Genomic DNA, 17,051 nt, shown 5'->3' with positions numbered 1-17,051 from the left:
GAAAGCCAGAAAGCTGTCATGCCCCGCGAAGGCGGGGCATCCAGTACGCCGCAGCGGCTGCATGGATTCACGACTGCCGGTGGTTACTGGATCATCCGCATTCGCGGATGATGACAGAGCATGTAGGCGATAGCGCGGAATGCTACCGCACCACCGCTGCGGTCTGGCCGAACAGGATCTTGCGCTCCTCCTCGGTGCGGATCGCGGGCTGGCCGAAATTCGGATTGACCTCTTTCGCCTTGGCATAGGCGCGCACCGTGGCGGGCCGCGCCTTGATCGTTTCCAGCCAGCGCTTCAGATGCGGGAAATCGTCGATGTTCTGGCCCTGGTTCTGGTGACCGACGACCCAGGGATAACTCGCCATGTCGGCGATCGAATAGTCGCCGGCGACGAATTCGCGGTCGGCGAGGCGCTTGTTGAGCACGCCATAGAGCCGGTTGGTCTCGTTCACATAGCGGTCGATGGCGTATTGCAACTTCTCCTGCGCGTAGTTGCGGAAGTGATGGTTCTGCCCCGCCATCGGCCCGAGGCCGGCCATCTGCCAGAACGTCCACTGGATCGCGTCATAGCGGCCATAGAGATCGGCCGGCAGGAACTTGCCGGTCTTCTCGGCGAGATAGAGCAGGATCGCGCCGGACTCGAACAGCGAGATCGGCTTGCTGCCGCCCTTCGGCGCATGATCGACGATCGCGGGAATCCGGTTGTTGGGCGCGATCGCCAGGAATTCGGACGTGAACTGCTCGCCCTTGCCGATGTTGACCGGGACGATCTTGTAGTCGAGCCCGGCCTCCTCGAGGAACATCGTGATCTTGTGGCCGTTCGGCGTGGTCCAGTAGTGGAGGTCGATCATGGGCATGATCCTGCGGCTGGAAAAGGAGGGACGCGCATCGGAGAAAGATGCGATTGCATGGAATTTGCTCGGACCGCGGGCGCAAGTCAATGGCGCCGAGGGGCTGGCGGAGGAAAGTGATGACGGACCCGCGTCGTCCGCATGGCGCGTTAATGCGACGGCAGATATCAGTACGCGCGCCCATGCTCGCGCAAAAATCGCTTGCCGCTTTCGGTGACCGCCACCCGCAAGCCCTCGACCGTCGGGCGGCGCGCGATATAGCCGCGGTCGATGGCATCTTCCCAGACCGTGAGGCGCGGACAGGAGGTGCGCCAGGTCTCCATCACCTCCGCGTAGGGCCGTGGTCCGCGCGCGATCCATTCGACGAGATCAAGTACCAGGGCATCTGTCGTCTCCTGCATCATGCCCTCCTCTTCTGTGTTCATGCCCTAATGCGCCATCGCGCTGCCCCGCGCCACCAGCAGCCAGCCGCCATAGAGGATGTAATAGCTCGCCACCGTCGTGATCAGCCGGTTCGCCCAGGTGCGAAACTGCGCGTCGCTCATCGCTTCCAGGATCCGCCGTGCCAGCGTGGTGCCGAGCATCGAGGCCGCGACAGCCACGCCCGCGAGCACCGGATCGAGCGTCGCGGCCTGGTCGATGATGCCGCCGAAATAGATCAGCTTGGTGAAATGGCTCGCGACCTGGCAGGTGGCCTTGGTCGCGACCACCTCGCGGCGGCCGAAATTGCCGCCGAGGAAGAAGGTGTCCATCAGCGGGCCGGACACGCCGGTCATCAGCATCAGCCCCATGCAGACCGAGCCGTAGAACGTGCCCTGCCAGATGCTGTCCGGGTTCGGCTTTATGCCCTTCGGCGTCAACCGCGCCATGAACGGGGTGACGCCGAGCAGCAGCAGCGCGATCGGCTTGTCCGGCACGTAGCGCATCATCGACCAGATCGCCAGCGCCAGGCCGCAGCCGATCATGTAGACCGCGACCGGCCGCCAGCGGATATGCGCCCGCCACAGCAAGGCGCGCCAGCCGTTCGAGGCCATCTGCGTGATCGCATGCAGCACCATCGCCGACGGCAGCGGCAGGATGGTGAGCAGCACGCCGATCAGGATCAGCCCGCCGGCCATGCCGAACAGGCCCGACAGGAACGCCGTCGCGACCATCAGCACGCCAAGGGCTGCAATCAGAAGCGAACTCAAGAGAATCTCCAGTGGGACGAATCAATACGCGGCAAACTGGCAACTCCCATTCGTAACCTCGCGGAGCGCCTTTGAAGTCACCTCTCCCGCTTGCGGGAGAGGTCGCCGCGCCGCGGCGGGTGAGGGCTCTCTCCACACGAAGAATCCCGTCGTGGAGAGAGCCCTCACCCCGCCCCTCTCCCGCAAGCGGGAGAGGGAGAATTCGACACCTCCCATTCGGCGACCGCGCCGCGGAGCGCCTTTGTCACCTCTCCCGCTTGCTCGCGGGGCGAGGTGAAGCGAACCGCCACCGATTCAACCACAGGTCTTACCTTCATGTTTTGCCCCGCTTGGACATGCGGCGCAAACTGAGTTATCTCCTCCTGGCATCAGTTTTCCTGAGGGTGATGGGTTTGCGGCGGCTGCTCTTTCTCAACGGCATCAAGGCATTCGAGGCCGCGGCGCGCACCGGCAGCTTTGCCGCCGCAGGCGCCGAGCTCAACGTGACGGCGGCCGCGATCAGCCGGATGGTGCATCTGCTGGAAGAGCGGCTCGGGGTGGCGCTGTTCGAGCGCAAGGCCAACCGCCTCGTCACCACGGCGGCCGGCCGCTTCTACCAGAGCGGATTGACGCCGATCTTCGACGCACTGGCGAGCCTGACGGCGCAGGTCACCGCGCCCGCGAGCGTCCGTGTCCTGACCATCGGCGTCGGGCCGACCTTCGCGATGAAATGGCTGATCCCGCGGCTCGCCGATTTCCAGAAGCAGGAGCCCGAGATCGAGGTGCGCATCACCACCGGCGGCGCCGCGGCGCCGGAGCCGTTCAGCGACGACTGGAGCTGCGGCATCAAGCTCGGCGACGGCGACTGGCCGGGGCTGGTGGCCGAGCCGCTGTTCGCCGCCGATCTCTTGCCGGTGTGCGCGCCGCGGCTGGCAAGCCAGCTCAAGCGCGCCGGCGACCTGAAGGGAAGAAGCCTGCTTCGCGTGGCGCACTCGCCGGACGACTGGCCGGTGTGGCTGAAGGCTGCCGGCATCGCCCGCATCACGGCGCGCGGGCCCGAATTCGAGTTTTACGGCCAGGCGCTGCAGGCAGCCATCGACGGCCTCGGCGTCGCGATGGGAATCCGGCCCTATATCGACGACGACCTCGCCGCGGGGCGGCTGGTGGCGCCGTTCGAGCTCAGCGTGCCGAAGGGCATGCGCTGGTACCTCGTCTATCACGGCTTCCGCACCGGCCAGCGCGACTTCGCCGCCTTCCGCCGCTGGATCATCCGCGCCGCGGCCGAGCCCGCCACCCGCGGCAAAGGGCAGCGCGGCGCGGCGTGAGGCGGCACGCCTGCGACGAAAGATTCCTGCCCCGTGTGAACCAATTCACAAATCTCCGCTCCGCCGGCGTGCTTTGGTCCCATTTGGGAAAAGACCTGGGATCGCGGGCATGATTTACGGAGCCTTTGAGATCAACTCATTCGAGGCAGGGAAGGGGCTATGGCACGCCAGGATTCAACGAGCCGATCGCGAGCCGGTCGTCATCGATGGCATCTCGTTTCCGACACTCGAGCTCGGTTTTGCGTGGTCCGATCCGGATGCGGCGATCGCCCACGCGAAAGCGCAGATCGACCGCCACGGCCGGCGCTATGGGGTGAACTCAACCGGACCGTCGCCGACCTCGCCTTAGTCGGCAGCGCCCTGGTCGCCGCCGCGCCGCGGTATGAAGCCGAACCGGCGCCCACGCTTTCGCCCGCGCCGCCGTTCCTGAACAACTGCCCGGAATGCAATGCCGAGCTCGCTTTGCTCCGCGTCATCCCCGGCCGCACCGCCGAATATTGGGCCATGCGCTGCACCGGTTGCGGCGGCATTCATCTCAACATCGTTGAGGCCACCTCGCCCGCCTGCTGACGGCTCGCTTCACCTCTCCCGCTTGCGGGAGAGGTCGGCGCGTAGCGCCGGGTGAGGGCTCTCTCCACACGGAAAGTCCCATCGCGGAGACACCCTCACCCCGCCCTCTCCCGCAAGCGGGAGAGGGAGAACCGACACCTCGGCAACCCCGCCGCGGTGCAGTTCCGCGGCTGCTGACATCTGCTGACAGGGCAGGCGCGCGGGCAGGTTTGCCCTTTCATGCCAGCCGGACTCGTCCCATATTCCGGCCATGGCGAAGAAACCTGATACTCCCAAAAAGCCCGGCAAATCCCCCAGATCCAAAGCACACCGGCCCGAGGTTCTCCCGATCGCGCCGGCGCTTGCCGAGCTGCTGAATCCCGCGATCAATCGCGGCGATGCCGGGCTTGGCTCCGGCACCGGCCTGCAGCCGCCGCCGGACAATTCACGCGACCGCCGCGCCGGCGGCGAGGCCGCGGCGCATCGCGCACGCGCCTCGACCCCGAAGGAATTTCCGAGAGATCGTCCGGTCGTCGTGTCCCCTCCCCCGCTTGCGGGGCGCGACGAGCAAAGCTCGCGCGGGGAGGGCCAGGGAGAGGGTGCCTCCACAAACGAGGGCTTCGGTGAAGCCCCGCAGGCAAACTACGGCACGGCAGCCACCGTCCCGTTCCTCGATCCCGAACTGGCGCGGCAGCTCGGCCTGCCGACCGCTGAGGACGACGAGGAGGCGCTGGCCCGCCCGCCGCGCAGCAAGACCGAAGCGCTCGGCGTCAAGGCCACGGCGGATGCGCTGGAGACGCTGATCCGCGACGGCCGTCCCGAGTTCCGGAAGGACGACGGCTCGATGCGAGTATGGACGCCGCACCGCCCGCCGCGCCCGGAAAAATCCGAAGGCGGCGTGCGCTTCGAGATCAAGTCCGACTACCAGCCGAAGGGCGACCAGCCGACCGCGATCGCCGAGCTGGTCGAGGGCATCCAGCGCAACGACCGCACCCAGGTGCTGCTCGGCGTCACCGGCTCCGGCAAGACCTACACTATGGCCAAGGTGATCGAGGCTACCCAGCGCCCTGCCCTGATCCTTGCGCCGAACAAGACGCTGGCCGCGCAGCTCTATGGCGAGTTCAAGAACTTCTTCCCGGACAACGCGGTCGAGTATTTCGTCTCCTACTACGACTACTACCAGCCCGAGGCCTATGTGCCGCGGACCGACACCTATATCGAGAAGGACTCTTCCATCAACGAGCAGATCGACCGCATGCGCCACGCCGCAACGCGCGCGCTGCTGGAGCGCGACGACGTCATCATCGTCGCCTCGGTCTCCTGCATCTATGGTATCGGCTCGGTCGAGACCTATACCGCGATGACGTTCGCGCTGAAGAAGGGCGAGCGCATCGACCAGCGGCAATTGATCGCCGACCTCGTCGCGCTGCAGTACAAGCGCACCTCGGCCGATTTCACCCGCGGCACCTTCCGCGTGCGCGGCGACATCATCGACATCTTCCCGGCGCACTATGAGGATCGCGCCTGGCGCGTGAACCTGTTCGGCGATACCGTCGAGAACATCGAGGAGTTCGACCCGCTCACCGGCCACAAGCAGGACGAGCTCGAATTCATCAAGATCTACGCCAATTCGCACTATGTGACGCCGCGCCCGACGCTGGTGCAGGCGATCAAGTCGATCAAGGTGGAGCTGAAGCAGCGGCTCGACCAGCTCAACGACCAGGGCCGCTTGCTCGAGGCGCAGCGGCTGGAGCAGCGCACCACCTTCGACCTCGAGATGATGGAAGCGACCGGAAGCTGTGCCGGCATCGAGAACTATTCGCGCTACCTCACCGGGCGCCGCCCCGGCGAGCCGCCGCCGACGCTGTTCGAATATGTGCCCGACAACGCGCTGGTGTTCGCCGACGAAAGCCACGTCTCGATCCCGCAGATCGGCGCCATGTTCCGCGGCGACTTCCGCCGCAAGGCGACGCTCGCCGAATATGGCTTCCGCCTGCCCTCCTGCATGGACAACCGTCCGCTGCGTTTCGAGGAATGGGACATGATGCGGCCGCAGACGGTCGCGGTGTCTGCGACGCCCAGCGGCTGGGAGCTCAACGAGAGCGGCGGCGTGTTCGTCGAGCAGGTGATCCGCCCGACCGGGCTGATCGATCCGCCGGTCGACATCCGTCCTGCCCGCACGCAGGTCGACGACCTCGTCGGCGAAGTGCGCGCGACTGCCGCGGCCGGCTACCGCAGCCTGGTCACCGTGTTGACAAAGCGGATGGCGGAGGACCTCACCGAATATCTGCATGAGCAGGGCATCCGCGTCCGCTACATGCACAGTGACATCGACACCATCGAGCGCATCGAGATCATCCGCGACCTCCGCCTCGGCGCGTTCGACGCGCTGGTCGGCATCAACCTGTTGCGTGAGGGCCTCGACATTCCCGAATGCGCGCTGGTCGCGATCCTCGATGCCGACAAGGAAGGTTTCCTGCGCAGCGAGACCTCGCTGATCCAGACCATCGGCCGCGCCGCGCGCAACGTCGACGGCAAGGTGATCCTCTATGCCGACAGCATGACGGGCTCGATGGAGCGCGCGATCGCGGAGACCAACCGCCGCCGCGAGAAGCAGATGGAATACAACGCCGCCAACGGCATCACGCCGGCGAGCGTGAAGAAGTCGATCGGCGACATCCTCAACTCCGTCTACGAGCGCGACCATGTGCTGGTCGATATCCGCGACGGCAGCGTGACCGAGGACGTGATCTCGATCGGCCACAATTTCGAGGCTGTTCTCGCCGATCTCGAAACCCGCATGCGCGAAGCCGCCGCCGATCTGAACTTCGAGGAAGCCGCCCGCCTGCGCGACGAGGTCAAACGCCTGCGCGCCACCGAAATGGCCGTCGTCGACGATCCCACCGCCAAGCAGCGCACCGTGCAGGGCAAGGCCGGCGCCTATGCCGGCACGAGGAAATACGGCGACGCCGCCAACCTGCCGGTCAGCGCGATGAAGAAGAAGAGCGTGACGTCGGCAATCAAGGCCGGCGGCAGCTCCGGCTCAAAGATCCACAAGCCCCATCTCGACGAGATGCACGGCCCGGAGTCCCTGCCCTTCCGCCCGAACCCCGCGGCCAGGCCGGCAAAGCCATTCGGCAGCACCAGCAGGATCATCCAGCCGACCGACTCGCGGCAGTCGGGACCGGAGTTCGGGCCGGCGCCACGATCGAGCGGCGGAGCGCCGGGTCATCGGGGTGGGTGGAAGAAGAGGTAAGCCGTGACGCGCGCCGAGCTTCACGCCGTCCTGCGGAAGCATCGGCTCGCGGTGGTCAGCACGATCGGACCGGCGTCGCCACAGGCGGCCGTGGTCGGCATCGCCGTCACCGAGACGCTCGACATCGTCTTCGATACGCTCTCCACCTCGCGCAAATACGCCAACCTCCGCGCCGACCCGCGCGTCGCGCTGGTGATCGGCTGGGACGCCGAACAGACCGTGCAATATGAGGGCATCGCCGACCTGCCTGCCGGTGCCGACCTCGACGCCTGCAAGCAGACCTATTTTGCAACTTGGCCCGACGGCCGCGAACGCGAGCAATGGCCCGACATCGCCTACGTCCGCATCCGCCCGCGCTGGGTGAGGTACAGCGATTTTGCCATGACGCCGCCGCGGATCGAGGAGATGCGGATGGCGTGAGCGAGTGGCGCGCCGGCAGCGCTCACATCGCTTGGCGGCCGGTAATCGGTTGTCTGCACAGGCGGAAACGCAATGCATCACTACGCATAAGCGAGCATCACTGTATTGAGCTCACGCTCGTCACGGAGGTATAGACCGCATGATGCCGCCCTTGCCGAGTAACGTCAGGAGGACGCGAGTTTGCAGCGGCCACCTGTTCATGCTCCCGTGCACCTGAACTTTATGCTTAGTGCAAGCATTCAGTTCAAATTATCTCTGGCGCGGGGTAAAAGCTACTACTCGGGTATCCAGGTATCCCTTTGAAACACCACATAGGTTTTCTATATCGGACAAGTTTAATGAAAGAGCGGCCTCAATTTGCTCTCTCGTTTGCACGCCCCGCTCTATAATCATTCTGAGGGATTCTGCGAGTAATGATGGCTTTTCGACCGGAAAGGCATTGTCTAGCGGCTCCACCTTTCGAATGCGCCGCGCGTTCATTTGGCGCATCAAATAAGAGAATTGGTTTTCGTTGAAAATTTTGAGATCCTTGCAGCGGTACGCCATTGCAGCAATAGCGACGCCCCATCGCTTCTTAAGCGATTCAAAGTAGCTCACAGACGTACCCAGCACTTCCTGGCTGAATGTCTCACGCGGCAAAAGCAGCGCTCCCGCGAAGCGATTGGCCTGCTTTTCAATTCGCGACAAATTGTCAGAGGAAACTTCAACGCCAGCATGAAGCAAGACGTGCCCCAATTCATGGGCCAAATTATAGGTAGATCTAGGACCGCTGTTGACCTCAGCCGCACACAAGATGAACGGTCGGCCGCCCTGCCAGCACGAAACGGCATCCATGTCCGGGCATTCGACTGCCTCACGGATTAATATTATTCCATTCTCCTCCAGAACTGTAGCGAGATTCCGGATTCTGACGCGGCCCAACTTCCAGTGATCGCGCAACGCTTCTGCAGCGCGCTCAATTTCTTCGTCTGATGCAAGCTCCACATCAAATTCGACGTGCGGCAAGTTTACGTCGGGCAGTTCAATAAAGCGATCGACATAAGCTGCGATATCGCGCGCCCATTCGAGACGCCTAGCAACCCTCTTGCGATGATGCTGCTCCATACGCTTAAGGCTTCTCCAGAACGGCATCCCGGTTCGAGCCCGCTCGCGCGGCGTAACAAAAAACAGAGGTGGCTGAGCAGTGACAGCAATTATCTTTGCCATTACCTCGCCCGAGGGCGAGATTTGTCCGGTCTCAAACTGAGCTACAGCCTGACGACTAACACTAAGGAGTTCGGCGAATTCTTCTGGGGTAAAACCGCGCGCCTCACGAGCCTCTCTGATGCGTTCCGGAATCGCCTTTGGCAGGGGCTTTTTTGGGCCCCTGTTGTTGTTGATATTGTTCATTTCCGTCCCCTAGCTTCAGGACTCTTTTTTGTTGCTGCTTTCGTCCTGCCTGGAAAGCACCTCCTCGATGTGGTCTCTAAACTTCAGTTTGATAATTTTCGTCGGCTCTTCCGCAGGAGGTGCCTCATCAACCGCGCTCTGCTCAGAGCGTCTTAGGACATCAATATGGGCAAGCCATGAGCCGCCGTCCGCAGGCGGCATCGCCCAACATAAATGTCTTAGAGACCCACCCCTTTCTGCTGAGTAGGTGAGCCATGCATATAACTCCGGAACCTTATCAACCACTTCGCTAATGGGAACCACATTTTGGGCAAACAGATCGGGTTGGTTGACCAGTCGCGAGTCCTGCCGGCTTAGAGTTTCTTCGGGGAAGTCGTAAGGCCCATCACTACGGCAAATGTGCGCTTTGAAATTATCAGAGCGCACTTCCAGCCAATGCCAGTTGCCGTGCGGCATCGGTAAAATCTCAGCCGAAAACGGAAGGTCACCCCTCTCGCACAAATCGTGGAGTCGGAAGATAATCCCTGCGCGACGAATAAGTCCGCGCAAATCCCGGCCGGCGGCGTGACGCAATATCGGCGTGTTTTCGATTAGGTCGTCCCCGAGCAGGATTCCCTCGCTCACTCCGCGAATGGTCTCACCGTCAGTACCTGGGTTAAAAGCAGCCTCGAGACGCCTCTGGAATTCATCCATTAAGTTAAGCCCTTCCGGCATCGAATCAACACCGCAAGCAGATTACAAAAAATGCCACTTCATGTAAAGTAATTTACCGAATATATATTTTTGTTATTTCTTTCAGTCGCTTAGGGAGAACCTTTCGCCCGCGCTTTCCCATCCATCCACCCGAGCAGCGACATTTTTGCCGTCCTCCGTTGTCAAGTCCTCGATCTCGCCGGTTGCGATCTTGCCGACCATGATGGCGACGCCGGTCGCACTTGTCGGGATCCTCTGCCTTTATATGTACGGGACATTCAATCAACTCCCGGCTTGCAGTGGCCGCACTTGCCCTTGTCGTCAAATCCCGGAAAAGCCTGAGCCATATACGTCTCTGCTTCCTCAAGCGTCGCGAACGGCTTAGACCATCCGGCATGCCCAGAATTGTTCCTCTCTTGGTTTTCTTGACCTCTGCCATCACGACAATGGGGGCAAGAACCCTTGTGGATGCGCGCCCGCTTGATTGGGGTCATGTGCGAAACGTAAAACAGTTTGGCCTCCTGCTTCGCTCCAAAGCTAGAGGCTAATGCTTAGCGGTAAGCTTCGCCAGAGAGAGCATATGGTCGATAGAACTGACATTGTCGTAAGAGGCTCGTTGCTTGACAGCCTAAGTGAAGAGTTCTTCTGGGAGGAAGGCGGATTTTCGGACTTCCAGGCAGAGCCGGGCGTGGCCTATTCGCTCGTGGCGCGGGTTAGCGGGCTTTCCATGGTTATATGGGCTGATGAACACCCACCTCCTCATTTTCATGTGCGGTATCAAGGAGAGGATGCAAGCTTCTCCATTTTAGAGTGCAGGCGTCTCGCCGGAACGCAAGGGCTTGAACGCTACGAACGGAGAATCCGAGGGTGGTGGGAGTCGCACAAATTCGACTTGATCCAAAAATGGAATGAAATGCGCCCTGCAGATTGCCCCGTAGGCCCAATCTGAATTTCAAACTGAATCCTAAGCCTTCACACAACGGGGTCAGCGCATGCGCAAACCGACATGGTCGTCGTGGTGAGGTGGATAGAAGAAGAGGTAACACTAGATGTTCGCGCCGGAGAAGCCCTTTGAAAATTCCTTTGATTTGTTCTGGATGCATGAACGACAATCTAGCTTTCGCGAATTTCATCGCATCTTCAGAGCTTAACGACAGTGGCATCTACCAAGTTCGATGTCCAAGGGGGCACGAAAGCTACGTCGTGCTGCAGCAGCAAAAGTTCGAACTTCTTTTTGATATCGGCGCGTGCGCCCTGGTTGATGGCTATTATCGTGAGGCCGTTTCATCTTTCACATCTAGCCTAGAGCGATTCCACGAGTTCTTTATCCGGGCAGTATTTCTGCAGAATGGAGCTACGCATAGTGACATCGAGTCAATTTGGAAGCATTTGGCCAGGCAATCTGAACGGCAACTGGGAGCGTATATTGCCCTCTACATGCGCGAGTGCGGAACGATGCCGGTTTTGCTAAATTCGAAACACAACGAATTTCGCAATGATGTGATCCACCGAGGAAAAATTCCGAGCCGCTCAGAGGCGGTGTCCTACGGCGAAGCCGTCCTCGGTGCGGTAAGGCCTGCCCTTTCAATTGCCAAACTTAAGTTCGCGAATGGCGTACACCAACTCGTTGCACAACATTTAGTGGCCGCACGCCAAACGCTCAAATCAGAAGCTACCGTTGCGACAAGTTGCATGCCTACTATTTTGAGCGTGAGCAACGGGGAAGCATGTCAGGCCGACAGAAATTTAGAAAAGGCGTTGACCACTCTTGGAATGTGGAACTGGCAGGCCCCAATCCCTTAGAATGCAGTAGGCGATTAATTCGGGTTCAAGAGCCCCAATCGATCTTCGTCATTCCAGAGCTGCAGCGCCCCGGAATGGCGGAATCAACCTGTGCTCGCCACGCTCACCGCGAGCAGCACAATTGCGAGCGCAAGCGACTTGCCCGCCGTAGCTCAACGAGCGAAGACGGAAGCAATCCATCTCTTCGCGTCTGGCTTCACGGATTGCTTCGCTCCGCTTGCAAGGACAAACTGGAAGCAGTGAGTGTGACAAAGTAACTCGACGGGCAAATCAGCAAAACTCTGTCCATACTATCAGCGAAAAATAATCCGCTTCCGTCGTCGGGCAAATCAGCACTATGACTCCGCGCGTCTCACCCAGATGAGGGGCGGCTCGCGATCGTCACGAACGTGCGGTGAGATGCGGTGGACGCGGGTGCTGTGAACGACGAACGCAGCTATCCGTGGACGGCGAAGTCGTGTGGTTCTGGCGCCCCGACGCTGGCGCTAAGTTCTGTGGATCAACTATCCGCAGAGTGACGGTGGCAAGAAAGCCCGGTCACCGGGGAGAGCACGAAGTAAGCCGTAAACCACTGCGCAGGGAAAGCCGGAGTTGCTTCGGTTGACCTGTGGTCCTACCCCCGTGCTTTTTGTTGCACGGGGCCCACGGGTGCAACCGGCACCCGGCTTTCCCTGCGCCCTCTGTTCGATGAGAGGGTGAAACGAAACGCAAAGCTCGGGCAGCACATGCCGCGAGAATGCGAACTTACGCTCTTTCCTCACACTCCACCGTCATGCCCGCAAAGGCGGGCATCCAGTATCCGGCGGCCCCTCGGTTCAAACTCACGCGCCTCTGGAATACTGGATCGTTCGCCTTCGCGGACGATGACAGCGGAGAGGCTGTTTGACATTTGAATCAGGAACTCTCCCCACATCGTCCCGGGCTTGCGTGCCGCGGCGAAGCCTTGGCGTAGCCGGGACCCCGCGGCCCATAACCACAAGCGTTTGCAGTGCGCTCCGCTGCAACAACTTGCTCGCCTCACAACAACTCCCTGTGGTTATGGGTCCCGTCTTTCGACGGGACGACACTCTCCATTAATTCACCGCCAGGTTGAACCTCATCGCCGCTCGCGTGACCAACTACGCGGGATGCTGCCGACGATGGGGCTGACGAAACACCATGAAAATCGCGTTGCTGGCGCTCTTGGGTCTGGCATTCGGGGCGCTGGGCGGCGCCGCGCTCGGGATCAGCGCCGGGCTTGCCTGGATCGAAATCTTCAAAACCTCGAATCTTGAAGACGATAGCGGCATGCTGGTGTTCTTCACCTTCATGCCGCTGGGAGCGGTGATCGGCGGCATTGGCGGTGCGCTGCTGTTCGCCGTGCACGCGATCCGCGACACCGGGATCGCGATCGAGCACGAGCAGGTCGCCCGTCACGACCGCTGACGGGCGGCAGAAGGCGGGATCCATGCAAAATCCCGCAAAAAGTCTGCATTTGTGCAATGCAAAAATAACGATTGTGTTCTGGTGCAGCCGCTTTATTTGAGGCGGTGAAATTTGAAGTGCAGCAACCTGGCGCGGCGTCGATGCGGACGCCCTTTCGCCGTTGCTGTTTTGCAATCCAGATTCGGAAAGACGATAAATGACAGAGCATAGTCTCTGGCGTTTTTCGCGCGCGTTTCATCGTGCGATCAACGAACGCCAGCTCGCGGATGTTGCCGCCCTGCTCGACGAGGACGTCGAATGGGCGATCTATGGACCGATCGATCTGTTCTCCTTCTTCGGCGCGCGCCAGGGCAAGGCCGCCGCGCTCGAGGTGATCAGGCAGATGGCCGAGAACTTCCGCGTCCGCCGCTTCGATCGCGAGTCCGTCATGCTCGGCGTCGATTCCGCGGCATCGATGATGCGCTATTCCCTGACCTCGCTGGATTCGAACAAGCCGATCGCGGTACGCATTGCGCATTTCGCACAATTCCGTGCCGGCCTGCTGACCCGCCTCCGCGTCCTGGTCGACAGCTTCGACCTGGTCGAGCAGACCGTCGGCTATCCGATCCACCTGCCGCGGATCGCAGCGGCGCAGTAAGCGCTTTCAGTTTCGTCGTACCCGGGCGTTTCCCGGGTATCCAAATGCCTTCCTTTTGCCAGCCCCGGGAAGGCCTGGATGGCCGGGACATGAGCTGAATACGTTTCACGCTTTTGTGCCCGGCCATGACGATCCGTGCTGCGACGATCCGTGCTATATGCTGTCGCGCCGGATACAACGTCGCCGTCACAATATTGCGCTATGGTGAACGTGCGATTCCGACTGGAATGCGGGCTGTGGGAATGACTTCCAAACAACGATCTGGCTGGGCGTGGTTGCCGGCACTGGCTGTCGGCGCCAGTCTCGCGATCGTGCTGCCGGCGGCGGCGCAAACCTCCACGCAAATTTCTCCTTGGAGCGGCATCGACAATGAGACGCCGGCCGCCGAGGAGGCCGCGCCCGAGCCAGAGGCAAATGACGCCGACGTGCTGAAGGATGTCGACGTGGACAAGCTCGACTGGAGCCTGCTCAGCGCCGATGCCTCGCCGTCCGACACGGGACTGACGCCGAAGCAGGCCGCCGCGCCGAAGAAGGCGGATGGCAGCGATGCCGCATGGTCGTCGAGCAACAACGCGAACGGCACGTCCGCGGTCTCGGTCAAGCAATCGATCTCGCCGTTCTGGGACACGCGGATCGGCGCCGACATGACGGTCGCGCCCCAGGGCCCGCTGACCAATTCGGAGCTGCTGTCGGAACGGCTCGCCAATGGCGGCAGCCTGCCGCAATCCTCCGGCACCGCCTGGGCCGCGATGACCGCGCCGGGCGTTGGCTCGATCTGGGACAAGACCTCGGTCGAGGCCCGCGTCGATCCGGGCTCCGATCAGACGAGGTTCGGGACCTCGATCAGCAAGTCGGTGCCGCTCGCCGACCAGTATTCGCTGACGCTGCAGAACGGCTACAATTTGATCCAGCAAGGCGTGGTGCCGGTGCCCGGCATCGTCAGCCATCCCTCGCGCAGCTACGAGGCCGACCAATCGGCGAGGCTGAGCATCAACGACCTGGGAACCAGCTTCATCGCCGGCCAGACGCTCGCGACCGGCGAGGACAAATGGCTGCACCGGGTCGGCGCCGAGCAGAAGCTGTTCGACGGCGTCACCATCTCCGGCTCGATCGGCGAAACCGCGCAAGGCCCGGTTAACAAGAGCCTGACGGCCGGGTTCAAGCGAAGCTGGTGAGGCCGCCGCGGCCGCAATCCCTTAAGGAATGATCGAACGATTGCCGCAACTTGGCCCAGATGCGGTCAAAATCGGACGCCCATAGTTACCTCTTCACGTCGTCGTGCGGCGGGGGCCCTTCCGCGCTCGCGTCATTGCGTAACAGAGGAATAGCCGATGAACGCCACCAATCGTTCCGAGCAAGTTGAACAAGAACAAGAGACGGAAATCGACAACAACCTCGCCGCCGTCTCGGACGTCGAGGCCGGCATCCGCGAATTCGTGCGCAACGATATCGCGTATCTGCGCCGGTCGCCGCAGCAGGTGAGCACGGAACCACTCGAGCCGAACACCGAGGCCACCGTGAACAATGTCAACTCGCTGATCCAGCGCGTCGCCGGCACGTCGCTCGCGGAGATCGAGAAGTTGATCTCCGAGCTCGAAAGCCTGCGCGACCTCCTGCACGCCGAAGGCCAGCGCGTCCAGCGCGAGATCTCGGGCTACGCCCAGCTCAGCCAGGCTGCGATGAAGTCGACCCGCATGATTGCCGACAACGTCACGCAGTGGAAACGCGCTGCCGACGGGCTGCGCAACAGCTAATCTCGGCGATTTGCGACAAGTTGAGACCGCCGCATCACCCGTGCGGAGGATGCGGCGGTTTCTATTTGACTAAAATGATTTGAAAGATAAAAGCGCGACGCGTGATTGGGGCGCTTGGCAGAGCGTGATCGTTTCCATTCGGATCACGCCGCAACGGCAAGCCGTTTCTTGGGGAAAACAGCACTGATGCAAAGCGTTCGGCCTGACAACGGCGATCCCATCCCGCTGCGGCAGTCGCCGCACAGCGTCGGCACCATCATGCTCCGCTTCGTCGGACTATTGATCGCGGCGACCGTGGTGATGGTGCTGATCTGGAGCCACTGACGCCTTCGAAACGGCGCGATGGTTTATGGTTAGCAAACGCTGAAGATCAGCGGCGGACGACCGAGCTGCTCTCCAGCGTGAAGGCGCCGTCGGCATAGCCCTTCACCACCATGCCGGTGGTCAGCATCACCGCAACCGTGACGGTCGCGAAAATAGCGCCCAGAACTTTCAATCCGACACGATCTGCCATTGTCGTCCCCACGGTACTTCCCTGGGTCTGATATGGCCGGCAGAAAGTTCAAAATGGGTTAGCAAATAGATCGTTTCCGGGAATCGTCGAATACGGTTAAGAGCGCGAAGGTTCCCGTAATCACGCAAGGTGTGGTTTCACCCTGCCTTCCGGCGCGGGACGAAGGCGGTGGCGAGGAACGAGAACACCAGCTCGCCGCGTTGGTTCGTGCCGGTGTTGCGGCCCTGCAGGATGCCCCATTCCGGACGCTTCTCGGAGGTGCGCTTGGTCTCGACCACATTGGCGTAGCTGATGGTGTCGCCGGCCAGGACCGGCTTGATCCAGCGCAATTCGCGAAAGCCGGGCGACGGTCCCCACATAGCGACCTCTTCCCCGCGCGCCGCCATCTCCTGCGCCAGACGCTTGCCGTCGGCGACCAGAAGCTTCATGCAGACGGAAGCGACGTGCCAGCCCGACGCCGCCAGCCCGCCGAACAGCGACTTGCGCCCTTCCTCCTCGTCGAGATGAAAGCGCTGCGGATCGAACTGCGCCGCGAACCGCTTGATGTCCTCGGCGGTGAAGGTGAACGAGCCGAGCTCGCGCCGCGCGCCGATCTCGATATCCTCAAAGAAGCGCATCGATGCTACCCCACCACCGCCTCTGCGCGCCGGCCGACGATGATCGGCGACTCCATCTCGCACAACACCACGCCGGCTGCGTTGCGGACCGTGCATTTGAAGGTCACGATGCCGGTCGAAGGCCGGCTGCGCGAGACCCGCGCCTCCACCACATCGACATCCAGCGTCAAATCGTCGCCCGGGCGCAGCGGCGACAGCCAGCGCATCTCGCCGACGCCGGGTGAGCCAAGCGACGCCGTGCGGGAGATAAAGCCATCGGCCAGCATCCGCATCGTCAGCGAGCCGAGATGCCAGCCCGAGCCGGACAGGCCCTTGAGCATCGATCGTTTCGCCGCCTCTTCATCGAGATGCATCGGCTGCGGATCGAACTCGGCGGCAAAAGCCAGGATCTCCTCGCGCGTGACGTGGCGCGGGCCGAAGGTACCGAAATGGCCTGTCTTGAAATCTTCGAAAGTGAGCGTGGTCATGCTGGGGGTTTCAGGAGAGAGGGGCCCGATTGTGACCGTTATTTGCGGCATTCTCAACCCGCCCGTCCGCATGGCTTGCTGTCAAGGGGCATCACCATAGCGGGGGAGCACCGTCCTTGCGTACCGCTCCCCGACTTGCCCGGACACAGGTTCGGAGCTAGCCCTGCTTCGGCGCGACTCAAG

At 61.8% G+C, this 17,051-nt stretch carries 19 protein-coding genes; 11 read left to right on the top strand and 8 right to left on the bottom strand.

Annotated elements, in window-relative coordinates; all coding sequences use genetic code 11:
- Window positions 1-142: 142 nt before the first annotated feature.
- From ACVJGD_RS34820 to ACVJGD_RS34810, 3 genes are all read right to left on the bottom strand, one after another.
- The gene (locus ACVJGD_RS34820) at window positions 143-850 is read right to left on the bottom strand and encodes a glutathione binding-like protein (RefSeq protein ID WP_456638437.1); all 708 of its coding nucleotides are present in this window, start codon (window positions 848-850) and stop codon (window positions 143-145) included.
- A 167-nt stretch (window positions 851-1,017) separates the two neighbouring features.
- The gene (locus ACVJGD_RS34815) at window positions 1,018-1,251 is read right to left on the bottom strand and encodes a hypothetical protein (RefSeq protein WP_456640472.1); all 234 of its coding nucleotides are present in this window, start codon (window positions 1,249-1,251) and stop codon (window positions 1,018-1,020) included.
- Window positions 1,252-1,278: 27 nt separating this feature from the next.
- Complete coding sequence (locus tag ACVJGD_RS34810; RefSeq protein ID WP_456640471.1) at window positions 1,279-2,004, bottom strand: sulfite exporter TauE/SafE family protein; 726 nt, start codon at window positions 2,002-2,004, stop codon at window positions 1,279-1,281.
- A gap of 428 nt (window positions 2,005-2,432) precedes the next feature.
- Here ACVJGD_RS34810 and ACVJGD_RS34805 point away from each other — a divergent pair, with 428 nt between their 5' ends.
- From ACVJGD_RS34805 to ACVJGD_RS34790, 4 genes are all read left to right on the top strand, one after another.
- Window positions 2,433-3,344, top strand: a complete 912-nt coding sequence (locus tag ACVJGD_RS34805; protein ID WP_456638436.1) for a LysR substrate-binding domain-containing protein — start codon at window positions 2,433-2,435, stop codon at window positions 3,342-3,344.
- Between the two features lie 109 nt (window positions 3,345-3,453).
- Window positions 3,454-3,693 carry a hypothetical protein gene (locus tag ACVJGD_RS34800; protein ID WP_456638435.1) on the top strand — a complete coding sequence of 80 codons (240 nt, stop codon included), beginning with the start codon at window positions 3,454-3,456 and terminating at the stop codon, window positions 3,691-3,693.
- 471 nt (window positions 3,694-4,164) lie between these two features.
- Window positions 4,165-7,149: an excinuclease ABC subunit UvrB gene (gene uvrB / locus ACVJGD_RS34795; RefSeq protein WP_456638434.1), complete on the top strand. Its 2,985-nt coding sequence runs from the start codon at window positions 4,165-4,167 to the stop codon at window positions 7,147-7,149.
- Between the two features lie 3 nt (window positions 7,150-7,152).
- Entirely contained in the window at window positions 7,153-7,569 is a 417-nt protein-coding gene (locus ACVJGD_RS34790; protein WP_456638433.1) for a pyridoxamine 5'-phosphate oxidase family protein, read from the top strand.
- Between the two features lie 249 nt (window positions 7,570-7,818).
- Here ACVJGD_RS34790 and ACVJGD_RS34785 read toward each other — a convergent pair whose 3' ends face one another.
- Window positions 7,819-8,958: an ImmA/IrrE family metallo-endopeptidase gene (locus ACVJGD_RS34785; RefSeq protein ID WP_456638432.1), complete on the bottom strand. Its 1,140-nt coding sequence runs from the start codon at window positions 8,956-8,958 to the stop codon at window positions 7,819-7,821.
- A gap of 15 nt (window positions 8,959-8,973) precedes the next feature.
- Window positions 8,974-9,651: a hypothetical protein gene (locus ACVJGD_RS34780; RefSeq protein ID WP_456638431.1), complete on the bottom strand. Its 678-nt coding sequence runs from the start codon at window positions 9,649-9,651 to the stop codon at window positions 8,974-8,976.
- A 547-nt stretch (window positions 9,652-10,198) separates the two neighbouring features.
- On the opposite strand from ACVJGD_RS34780, the gene ACVJGD_RS34775 reads away from it, so the two are divergent.
- The 7 genes from ACVJGD_RS34775 (at window position 10,199) to ACVJGD_RS34745 (ending at window position 15,594) form a co-directional block, all read left to right on the top strand.
- On the top strand, window positions 10,199-10,600 hold the full coding sequence (locus ACVJGD_RS34775) for a DUF4160 domain-containing protein (RefSeq protein ID WP_456638430.1): 402 nt from the start codon (window positions 10,199-10,201) through the stop codon (window positions 10,598-10,600).
- 122 nt (window positions 10,601-10,722) lie between these two features.
- Entirely contained in the window at window positions 10,723-11,454 is a 732-nt protein-coding gene (locus ACVJGD_RS34770) for a hypothetical protein (protein ID WP_456638429.1), read from the top strand.
- A gap of 1,158 nt (window positions 11,455-12,612) precedes the next feature.
- Window positions 12,613-12,879, top strand: a complete 267-nt coding sequence (locus ACVJGD_RS34765; RefSeq protein WP_456638428.1) for a hypothetical protein — start codon at window positions 12,613-12,615, stop codon at window positions 12,877-12,879.
- A 196-nt stretch (window positions 12,880-13,075) separates the two neighbouring features.
- Complete coding sequence (locus tag ACVJGD_RS34760) at window positions 13,076-13,516, top strand: nuclear transport factor 2 family protein (protein ID WP_456638427.1); 441 nt, start codon at window positions 13,076-13,078, stop codon at window positions 13,514-13,516.
- A 242-nt stretch (window positions 13,517-13,758) separates the two neighbouring features.
- Window positions 13,759-14,691 (top strand): hypothetical protein, encoded by a 933-nt coding sequence (locus tag ACVJGD_RS34755; RefSeq protein ID WP_456638426.1) that lies wholly within the window; start codon window positions 13,759-13,761, stop codon window positions 14,689-14,691.
- Between the two features lie 156 nt (window positions 14,692-14,847).
- Window positions 14,848-15,270 carry a hypothetical protein gene (locus ACVJGD_RS34750; protein WP_456638425.1) on the top strand — a complete coding sequence of 141 codons (423 nt, stop codon included), beginning with the start codon at window positions 14,848-14,850 and terminating at the stop codon, window positions 15,268-15,270.
- Between the two features lie 186 nt (window positions 15,271-15,456).
- Complete coding sequence (locus ACVJGD_RS34745) at window positions 15,457-15,594, top strand: hypothetical protein (protein ID WP_456638424.1); 138 nt, start codon at window positions 15,457-15,459, stop codon at window positions 15,592-15,594.
- A 46-nt stretch (window positions 15,595-15,640) separates the two neighbouring features.
- Here ACVJGD_RS34745 and ACVJGD_RS34740 read toward each other — a convergent pair whose 3' ends face one another.
- From ACVJGD_RS34740 to ACVJGD_RS34730, 3 genes are all read right to left on the bottom strand, one after another.
- Window positions 15,641-15,784, bottom strand: coding sequence for a hypothetical protein (locus ACVJGD_RS34740; protein ID WP_456638423.1), 144 nt, complete (start codon window positions 15,782-15,784; stop codon window positions 15,641-15,643).
- Between the two features lie 137 nt (window positions 15,785-15,921).
- The gene (locus ACVJGD_RS34735) at window positions 15,922-16,401 is read right to left on the bottom strand and encodes a MaoC family dehydratase (protein ID WP_456638422.1); all 480 of its coding nucleotides are present in this window, start codon (window positions 16,399-16,401) and stop codon (window positions 15,922-15,924) included.
- Window positions 16,402-16,406: 5 nt separating this feature from the next.
- The gene (locus ACVJGD_RS34730) at window positions 16,407-16,868 is read right to left on the bottom strand and encodes a MaoC family dehydratase (protein ID WP_456638421.1); all 462 of its coding nucleotides are present in this window, start codon (window positions 16,866-16,868) and stop codon (window positions 16,407-16,409) included.
- Window positions 16,869-17,051: the final 183 nt, after the last annotated feature.

It is taken from the genome of Bradyrhizobium sp. USDA 10063, assembly GCF_054063735.1.
Note: the sequence above shows the minus strand (reverse complement) of the source record. Positions and strands in the feature narration are given on the sequence as shown.

Bases quoted from the DNA above. Each gene is read 5' to 3' on its own strand.
- ACVJGD_RS34810 (WP_456640471.1), bottom strand. From the start codon at position 2,004: ATGGTCGCGACGGCGTTCCTGTCGGGCCTGTTCGGCATGGCCGGCGGG.
- ACVJGD_RS34785 (WP_456638432.1), bottom strand. From the start codon at position 8,958: ATGAACAATATCAACAACAACAGGGGCCCAAAAAAGCCCCTGCCAAAG.
- ACVJGD_RS34815 (WP_456640472.1), bottom strand. From the start codon at position 1,251: ATGCAGGAGACGACAGATGCCCTGGTACTTGATCTCGTCGAATGGATC.
- ACVJGD_RS34740 (WP_456638423.1), bottom strand. From the start codon at position 15,784: ATGGCAGATCGTGTCGGATTGAAAGTTCTGGGCGCTATTTTCGCGACC.
- ACVJGD_RS34760 (WP_456638427.1), top strand. From the start codon at position 13,076: ATGACAGAGCATAGTCTCTGGCGTTTTTCGCGCGCGTTTCATCGTGCG.
- ACVJGD_RS34820 (WP_456638437.1), bottom strand. From the start codon at position 850: ATGATCGACCTCCACTACTGGACCACGCCGAACGGCCACAAGATCACG.
- ACVJGD_RS34750 (WP_456638425.1), top strand. From the start codon at position 14,848: ATGAACGCCACCAATCGTTCCGAGCAAGTTGAACAAGAACAAGAGACG.
- ACVJGD_RS34735 (WP_456638422.1), bottom strand. From the start codon at position 16,401: ATGCGCTTCTTTGAGGATATCGAGATCGGCGCGCGGCGCGAGCTCGGC.
- ACVJGD_RS34730 (WP_456638421.1), bottom strand. From the start codon at position 16,868: ATGACCACGCTCACTTTCGAAGATTTCAAGACAGGCCATTTCGGTACC.
- ACVJGD_RS34775 (WP_456638430.1), top strand. From the start codon at position 10,199: ATGCTTAGCGGTAAGCTTCGCCAGAGAGAGCATATGGTCGATAGAACT.
- ACVJGD_RS34780 (WP_456638431.1), bottom strand. From the start codon at position 9,651: ATGGATGAATTCCAGAGGCGTCTCGAGGCTGCTTTTAACCCAGGTACT.
- ACVJGD_RS34755 (WP_456638426.1), top strand. From the start codon at position 13,759: ATGACTTCCAAACAACGATCTGGCTGGGCGTGGTTGCCGGCACTGGCT.
- ACVJGD_RS34745 (WP_456638424.1), top strand. From the start codon at position 15,457: ATGCAAAGCGTTCGGCCTGACAACGGCGATCCCATCCCGCTGCGGCAG.
- ACVJGD_RS34765 (WP_456638428.1), top strand. From the start codon at position 12,613: ATGAAAATCGCGTTGCTGGCGCTCTTGGGTCTGGCATTCGGGGCGCTG.
- uvrB (WP_456638434.1), top strand. From the start codon at position 4,165: ATGGCGAAGAAACCTGATACTCCCAAAAAGCCCGGCAAATCCCCCAGA.
- ACVJGD_RS34800 (WP_456638435.1), top strand. From the start codon at position 3,454: ATGATTTACGGAGCCTTTGAGATCAACTCATTCGAGGCAGGGAAGGGG.